The following is a 7,493-nucleotide window of genomic DNA, read 5'->3' as shown; positions in this document are numbered from 1 at the left end:
GTCGTACTCCGAGAGCCCTTCGAGCTTCCACAGCAGGGCATCACGGGCGGACTGCAGGTAAAAGTGAAGATCAGCCTTGGGGTCAGATGCGGTCATGCGGCAAGTCTGCCGCTCGCGCGATCTGTGTCCATCGCTCGCGGCGAACCAGATCATCTGACACAACGAGCGAATCGGGCCAGAATGCGCGTGCGCTCGTGATTATTCCTGCTCGGGCAGGCGGTTGATCCCCTGATCAACCGACCCCGGTTGCAGGGCCTACTGCGGGGGCTGGGAGCCGTACACGATGGCACCCAGGATCGCGGCGATGGCGATCCAGTGGCCGACGACGGCGGCCCTCTGCCTCATGACGCCTGCTCGGGCTGTTCGGTGCGGGCCTCCAATTCGGCGACCGCCTCCTTCAACAGCTCGGAGACCTCCCGGCGTTGGGCGAGGAAACGTGCGCAGGGCAGGCACACGTACGCGCTACCACCAGGGCCGGAGCCCTGCTCGATGATGGCCGCCAGGGCGACATCCTCTGCCCACCCTTTATGCCAGGCGCAGTAGCCGCCCCGCATGCCTTCGGCGTTCACTCGGCCACCACCTGGCGTGGACCGAGCGCGTCGGCGATGACCGCCGACAGTGCCTCGTGCAGCAAGTCGGGGTCAGTCAGCGGCCGGCTGTCCGTGACCGGCCGCGCCCAGTGCGGGCCCGTCGAGCTCACGCGGTCGCGGGGTGGCACGGTCACCCAGCTCGCCGTGCTCAGGATCTGCACGAGCGCCACGTCCGGGAAGCGCCAACTCGCGGCCGTCCCGGTGCTGATGAGCCAGTACAGACGGTGCCCGTACGGATCCCGGACGACCGCTCCGCAGTCCTCACCGAGCCGTGCCAGCACACGGTCGCCCAGGTAGGCGGGTGCCCTCACCGCGTCCCACCAGACACCGGTCTCCGTCAGCTCGGCGTCCGGCCCTGACGGCAACGCCCATCTCGTCGTGCGGGTAGCCATGAAATCCTCGCCCTGGTCGTGTGATCGTCTGTAACGAGGTAACTCCTCAGGGCGATGAGAGAGGTAGCGTTGGGGCGAGGCAATGCATGAAAGCCATGAAAGCTGTCGGGAGTTGACCATGGCACGCACTCGTAACTCTGCACTCGCGGCCCTGCTTGACCAGGCAGGATGGTCGCGGACACAGATGGCCGCCGCGGTGAACCGCATGGGAGTGGAGGCCGGCCTGTCCTTGCGCTACGACCCGACGGCCGTCTCCCACTGGGTCGCCGGGACCATGCCGAAGGAGCAGGCCAGGCCCGTCATCATCGAGGCACTGTCGAGGAAGCTGAAACGACCGGTGACCCTCGCGGAAGCCGGCCTCGCGTCGAATGGAACTGCCGACGCGGCGCATGACGGTGACACCGTTTCCGAACTCCTCGACGCCGGACGGCAGGACATGGACCCGGCGCGCAGGGGTGTGCTCACCGCAGGCGTGTACTCGGCAGCTCTCGCGGTACCGGGTTTCGAGGATGTCTTCGGCCGGTCGGCGACCGGCAGCACGTCCCGCACCGCCCGTATCGCGGAAGGGGAGGTGGCGACCGTACGGTCCATGACGGACAAGATCGCGGACATCCTCGACGAACTCGGCGGCGGTCACGCGCGTCCGATGGCGGCCGCGTTCCTGGTCAACACGGTCGCGCCGTACCTGAAGGCTTCCGCGACCGAGGCCGTTCGCAAGGACATGCTGGCCGCCGCTTCGGACCTGGTGTATCTGACGGGCTGGATGGCGATGTACGAGCGCAGGCACGGGCTGGGGCAGCGCTACTACGTCAAGGCACTGAGGCTGGCCGGAGCCGCTAAGGACCACGTGACTTACTGCCGCACCCTGCGGGGGATGAGCCTTCAAGCGTCCAACCTCGGACACGGAACGAAGGCATTGGAGCTGGCGGACTCTGCAGCCGAGGCGTCGCCCAAGGCCGGCCCGCGGCTGAGGGCTTTCCTTGCCGGGCAGCAGGCGCACGCCGAGTCGATGACGGGTAGTCGGCAGAGGGCCACGGCCCGGCTGCGGGAAGCGGAGACCGCGTTGTCGAAGGCGGACTCGCGGCGCGAAGCGATCGGCGGATACGACGCGAGCGCCTACCAGTTCCATGTCGCCCACGTACTGTACGAGTTCAAGGATCTGGCCGGTTCCGTCGCGGCCCTGCAGGAGTCGTTGCGTCTTCAGCCGCAGCAGGAACGGCAGGGGCGGGTGCATGCGAACGCCGTTCTCGCACAACGGCAGTTCGAGCTGGGGCATGTGGATGCCGCCTGCTCCACGTGGGGTGCGTTCCTCGACGACTACGTGCAGCTCAGCACATCGCGGGGGGACGAACACTTCGACACGATGCGTCGCCGTCTCCGGCCATACGCCAAGGCCCGCGCGGTACGCGACCTGACCGCGCGCTCCCGCGAGATCGCGGCACGGAAGGGCACGGCAGCCTGACACGGGCTGCACTCAGCCGACGAATGATTTGACTTGGCCGTAGACCGTGGCGTCGGTGCGCAGTTGGCTGTGGCTCAGGCACGCGGTCATGGTGTTGGTAGCGCCGGTGAGTGCCACGCTGCTGTCCGGGTTGATCGTGGTGTCGCAGGGGGACCACCACGTGCCGTACCGGGATGTGCCGGGGGTCTCGTCGCCGGAGTTGAGCGCGTCCAGGAAGCTGGATCCGGGGCGCATCTCCGTGCAGGAGGTGTCTCCGCAGAAGTACGCGGTGTCCGTGCCGTGGTTGGGGCCGCCGAGGGAGACCCAGCCGTCGACCTTGGCGCTGCCGAAATTCTTGGTGTAATAGCGCGAGGACAGACCGCCCATGGAGTGCGTGACGACGTCGGCCTTCGTCGCGCCGGTGGCGGTGAGCACGCGGTCGATTTCCTGGGCGAGCTGGGACGCGGTGGTGGCGTTGGACTGGCTGGTGTTGTACGTCCACTTGTTGAGGTGACTTGCCGGCCAGCCGTCGGCGGCGAACCGGCCGGCCATGGTGTCCCAGGCGGACCCGCTGGAGTTCCATCCGTGTACGAAAACGATCGGGTCAGGGGTGGCGGCAGCGGACTGCGCGCCTGCTGGGGGGGCCTGGACCGTGAGGGCGGTGACAGTGCCGACGACGAGTATGCCGAGTGTGGCACGGCGTGATATGCGCATGAAGAGACTCCAGGTCGCGGGAGAGGCAGCGGGCGGCCCGTCCGTAACGACGGCGGAGCCGTCAGTCCGACTGAGGGCCTGAAGAAGGCTGTTGGAGGCTCCGGTACCGCGGATCGGCAAGGGACCCGCGGTATCGGAACCATGGTTGTGCTGTCAGAACGGTCGTGCGGGGAGCGGGGGTGAGGGGCCCCCGCTCCCGGACCTGCGGATGTCAGAACAGGGTGTAGAGGAGCTTGTTCGGGGAGCCGCTCTTCGGGTCCTGGACCTTTCCGTTGGTGGCGCCGTTCACGAGGGCGTCGCGGACCTGAGCAGGGGTCGCCGACGGGTTGGCCGCCAGATGGAGGGCGGCGGCGCCGGCGGTGTGGGGGGCCGCCATGGAGGTGCCGCTGATGGTATTGGTGGCGGTGTCACTGTCCTTCCATGCGCTGGTGATACTCACGCCTGGGGCGAACAGGTCCAGACACGTACCGTAGTTGGAGAAGGACGCGCGCCTGTCGGTGCTGTCGGTGGCCCCGACAGTGATCGCTTCGGTGACGCGGGCGGGTGAGCTGTTGCAGGCGTTCTGCGGGATGCCGAGGAAGTTGCCGTTGCCGGCCGCGATGGAGTAGGTGACGCCGGAGGTGATGGAGTTCCGTACGGCGTCGTCGAGTGAGGTGTTGGCGCCGCCGCCCAGGCTCATGTTGGCGACGGCCGGCTTGACGGCGTTGGAGGTGACCCAGTCGACGCCGGCTATGACCCCGGAGTTGGTGCCGGAGCCCTCGCAGTTCAGGACCCGCACCCCGACGACCGAGGCGCCCTTGGCGACGCCGTAGGTGCTGCCGGCGGTCGTACCGGCGACATGTGTGCCATGCCCATGACAGTCATTCCCATTCTGGCCGTCGCCCACCGTGTCGGTGCCGATGGACGCACGGCCGCCGAACTCGTTGTGCGAGGTGCGCAGTCCGGTGTCGATGACGTACATGTGGACGTTGGAGGCGGTGCTGTTGTACGTGTACGTACCGCTGAGCGGCAGGTCCCGCTGGTCGATCCTGTCGAGACCCCAGGTGGCGTTGTTCTGGGTGGCATTGACCTTGACTTTGGAGTCCTGCTCGACGTAGTCGACCCGGGAGTCGGTGGCCAGTCTCTGCGCCTGCGCCTGCGTCATCTTCGCGGAGAAGCCGTTCAGCGCGGTACGGAACACGTGTGAGAGGCGGCCGTTGTTGCTGCGGGTCAGCTCGCCCGCGACCGATTTATTGGACTTGGTACTCTCCTTGAGGACGACGATCCAGCTGTTGGAGATCGCGCTTTTGCCGGACGCCAGACGAACGTCGCCGGGGGAAGGCGGCGCACCCTGGGCGGGGGAACCGGCGAATTGCATGCCGACGGTGAGCAGTATCGCGGGGACGAGTGCGCTCAATCGGCGCGTGAGGGGGCGCATGAAGTCCATCAGACCTTTCGTTGACCGGATTACGGACACGTGGACTGCGGCGCACCGCGCCCGTGGGTAAAGGGCGTGGTGTGGGGGACGCGGGTCTGTAGGGGCTCGGGTGTGCCGACGAGGCAACAGCCTGTGAAACTGTCGCCCTTGAGCTATGACGCGGCCTCCAGGGCGGGGCCGCTCGCTGGGACCGCTTCCGACACGGAGACTCGGGGATCGACTCCGTGGTGGCGCCACATCTGTCAACAGCTCTTTCGGAGGCGGTAACCTCCCGGTTGGGAGTGTGGCGGCCTACTAGATGGGGCGTCAAGAGGTCTGTGATACACGGGTGTTGGACGTTGCGCATGCTGCACTGAGCCGCGCGATCACGGGTGCGTGGGGACGTCAGCCCGCCGCAGCTTCGTCGGTACAGACGGTGTGGTGGGCGTGTCCCGCTCGTGTCACCGCCGCCGGCGTGAGCAGGGCGAGCCGGGCGAAGCCGGCTGCGGCCAGGGCGCGGGTTCGACCCGGGCGAGCGCGTCGCGCAGAGTCCGCTCGCCCGGCGCCCGATAGGCGCCATCGAGTGGGCCGTAGGGGCAGCCGAGCTGGGCCAGTGCCTGCTGGCCGCAGCGACGTGCCCACTCGCCAATGGAAACAAGGGGTTGCGACCGGCAGGTCATGGCGCAGACACCACTCACTGAGAGCCACGGGCTCCGACCTGTGCCTTCGCCCTCGCGATGGCTGCCTTCGTCGGACGGCGTCCACCGGCCTGTCTTGCGGTGCGCACCGCCTTCGGCCGGTGTAGAGAGGTGGTATGCCGCAGCGGTTCGTTGACATCTGCCAGTCTGTGCGGGCGAGCCAGACGACGGTCCTCGCCTCGATCGCCCTGATGGCGGTGATCGTCGTGGTCAACGTACTGGCGCCGCCGTACATCTACCTCGCGCCCCTGCTGGTCGCCGGCCCCGCGTTCACCGCTGCTTTCGCCGGGCCCTGGCCGACCGGGCTGGTCGCCGTGGTCGCCGTCGCGGCCCAGGCGATCATCGCGGTCGTACGCGATCGTACGGAGCTCTTCTCGGCGAACCACCAGGCACAGATCGTCGCCCTTGTCCTGCTCGGAGCGAGTCTCGTGGTCATCTGCGTGCTGCGAGAGCGTCGCGGCAGAGAGCTCAGGCAGGTCCGGTACGTGTCCGAGACCGCACAGCGGCTGGTGCTGCGGCCACTGCCCGAGGAGATCGGGCCGTTGCGGGTCGCCTCCATATACCTCGCCGCCGAGGCCGAGGCCCAGATCGGCGGCGACCTGTACGCGGCCGCACGCACCGACTCGAGCACCCGGCTGATCATCGGGGACGTGCGGGGGAAAGGGATGCCCACCGTTGGAGATGCCGCCCTGTTGCTCGGAGCGTTCCGTGCTGCCGGCCAGCGTCGGCCCCTGGTCGAGCTGGCGGCTTTCCTCGATGAATGCGTCTCCTGGAACCTGGCCGAACCTGATGAGTCGGACCAGGCTGACGAGACCTTCATCACCGCCGCGATCCTCGACATTCCCGACGAGGGCGGCAGGGCCGACATGATCGATTGCGGGCATCCGCCGCCGATCATGGTACGAAACGGTCACGTCACGCTGATCGCCGCCCACCCAGCGACTCCGCTTGGACTCGGCGAGCTGGCACCGCCTGTTTACCGCGTCGATGAGTTCAGGTTCGAGGTGGGAGACCTCCTGCTGCTCTACACCGATGGCGTCATCGAAGCCCGCGATTCCAACGGAGCCTTCTATCCCCTCACCGAGCGGGTGATGGGCTGGACGGACTGTCATCCTGACGCCTTCCTGCAGCGACTCAGGCGTGATCTGCTCGACCACGTCGGTGGGCAGCTGGGCGACGACGCCGCCGTGATCGCGATCGAGCGCCTGCCGGCACCGGCTCGATCAGTCAGTGGTGCAGTCGACGACTGAGACCGAGGCCGCGCGCATTGGACGCTGCTGAAGGCGGCGGATCAGCAGCGCGACGCAGGCGCGGGGCGAATGCAGCCTGCCGCCAGACCGGTTGACGTCAGACGGCGAGTCCGCCATGCAGGATCCGCGCCAGCGTTCCCAGCACCATGAAGGGGGCGAAGGCCATCGTCGGGTCGATCTCTGGTTGACCTCAACCCCGATGGAGGCTGTGTACTGGCATCAGCCCAAGGAAGGAAGATCTTGCCCACCAAGACACTGCAGATTCCCACCGCGGACGGCCAGGCTGATGCTTTCGTCACCTGCCCCGACAGTGGCGGGCGGCACCCGGGGGTGCTGGTGTACCCGGACGCCTTCGGTGTGCGGCCCGAGCTGGAGGAGAAGGCCCGCGAACTGGCCGGGCACGGGTACTACGTGCTCGTCCCCAACCTCTACTACCGGCAGGGCCCGGCACCGGTGATCGAACTTCCCGACCACATCGGAGAAGAGATCCGGCCCGCGGTCATCGCCCAGCTGATGCCCCTGGTCGAGGCGCACACCACCGAGCGTGTCCTGCGCGACGCCGACGCCTACCTCCGGTTCCTCGCAGCTCAGCCCGAGGTCAGCGCGGGACCGGTCGCCACGATCGGCTACTGCCTGGGCGCCGCCCTGGCGATGCGCACCGCGACGGCCCACCCCGGCCAGGTGGCCGCCGTCGCCGGATTCCACCCGGGCTTCCTGGTCACCGACGCGCCCGACAGCCCGCACCGACTGGTCTCCGGGCTCACCGCCCAGGTCCACCTCGGTTGCGCCGAAGGAGATCTGACGCCCGAGGCCATCAGCGAGCTCAACAAGGCCTTCGATGCCGCGGGTGTCGGCTACACCACTGAGATCTACCCCGACACCATCCATGGCTTCACCATGTCCGATACCGACGCCTTCAGCCCCTCCGCGCTGCAGCGCCACTGGGACCGCCTGCTCCCTCTCCTCGACCGCACCCTGGCCAACAGCTGAGGCTCCGGCTCGGAAACCAAAC

The 7,493-nt window shown here is 67.8% G+C and carries 7 protein-coding genes; 3 read left to right on the top strand and 4 right to left on the bottom strand.

Translation table 11 applies throughout. The features are described from left to right. Positions 1–341: 341 nt before the first annotated feature. Both ACRDP3_RS06190 and ACRDP3_RS06185 read right to left on the bottom strand, forming a co-directional pair. The gene (locus tag ACRDP3_RS06190; RefSeq protein ID WP_431515802.1) at positions 342–569 is read right to left on the bottom strand and encodes a hypothetical protein; all 228 of its coding nucleotides are present in this window, start codon (positions 567–569) and stop codon (positions 342–344) included. Beyond that, on the bottom strand, positions 566–982 hold the full coding sequence (locus ACRDP3_RS06185) for a hypothetical protein (RefSeq protein ID WP_431515801.1): 417 nt from the start codon (positions 980–982) through the stop codon (positions 566–568). Before ACRDP3_RS06185 ends, ACRDP3_RS06190 begins: the two co-directional genes overlap by 4 nt. 118 nt (positions 983–1,100) lie before the next feature. On the opposite strand from ACRDP3_RS06185, the gene ACRDP3_RS06180 reads away from it, so the two are divergent. Next, the gene (locus ACRDP3_RS06180) at positions 1,101–2,444 is read left to right on the top strand and encodes a hypothetical protein (protein WP_431515800.1); all 1,344 of its coding nucleotides are present in this window, start codon (positions 1,101–1,103) and stop codon (positions 2,442–2,444) included. Between the two features lie 12 nt (positions 2,445–2,456). Here the strand turns inward: ACRDP3_RS06180 and ACRDP3_RS06175 are convergent, their stop codons facing one another. Next, positions 2,457–3,137 (bottom strand): esterase/lipase family protein, encoded by a 681-nt coding sequence (locus ACRDP3_RS06175; RefSeq protein WP_431515799.1) that lies wholly within the window; start codon positions 3,135–3,137, stop codon positions 2,457–2,459. A gap of 211 nt (positions 3,138–3,348) precedes the next feature. Beyond that, positions 3,349–4,563, bottom strand: a complete 1,215-nt coding sequence (locus ACRDP3_RS06170; RefSeq protein WP_431515798.1) for a S8 family peptidase — start codon at positions 4,561–4,563, stop codon at positions 3,349–3,351. A gap of 784 nt (positions 4,564–5,347) precedes the next feature. Between ACRDP3_RS06170 and ACRDP3_RS06165 the strand changes: the two genes are divergently transcribed. Continuing rightward, positions 5,348–6,481 (top strand): PP2C family protein-serine/threonine phosphatase, encoded by a 1,134-nt coding sequence (locus tag ACRDP3_RS06165; RefSeq protein WP_431515797.1) that lies wholly within the window; start codon positions 5,348–5,350, stop codon positions 6,479–6,481. Positions 6,482–6,721: 240 nt separating this feature from the next. Then, the gene (locus ACRDP3_RS06160) at positions 6,722–7,471 is read left to right on the top strand and encodes a dienelactone hydrolase family protein (RefSeq protein ID WP_431515796.1); all 750 of its coding nucleotides are present in this window, start codon (positions 6,722–6,724) and stop codon (positions 7,469–7,471) included. Positions 7,472–7,493: the final 22 nt, after the last annotated feature.

This window comes from Streptomyces sp. (genome assembly GCF_050698815.1).
GTDB lineage: Bacteria > Actinomycetota > Actinomycetes > Streptomycetales > Streptomycetaceae > Streptomyces.
This window is presented reverse-complemented; position numbering and strand designations above follow the sequence as displayed.

Coding starts and splice junctions, on each gene's coding strand:
- ACRDP3_RS06180 (WP_431515800.1), top strand. CDS start 1,101: ATGGCACGCACTCGTAACTCTGCACTCGCGGCCCTGCTTGACCAGGCA.
- ACRDP3_RS06165 (WP_431515797.1), top strand. CDS start 5,348: ATGCCGCAGCGGTTCGTTGACATCTGCCAGTCTGTGCGGGCGAGCCAG.
- ACRDP3_RS06175 (WP_431515799.1), bottom strand. CDS start 3,137: ATGCGCATATCACGCCGTGCCACACTCGGCATACTCGTCGTCGGCACT.
- ACRDP3_RS06185 (WP_431515801.1), bottom strand. CDS start 982: ATGGCTACCCGCACGACGAGATGGGCGTTGCCGTCAGGGCCGGACGCC.
- ACRDP3_RS06170 (WP_431515798.1), bottom strand. CDS start 4,563: ATGGACTTCATGCGCCCCCTCACGCGCCGATTGAGCGCACTCGTCCCC.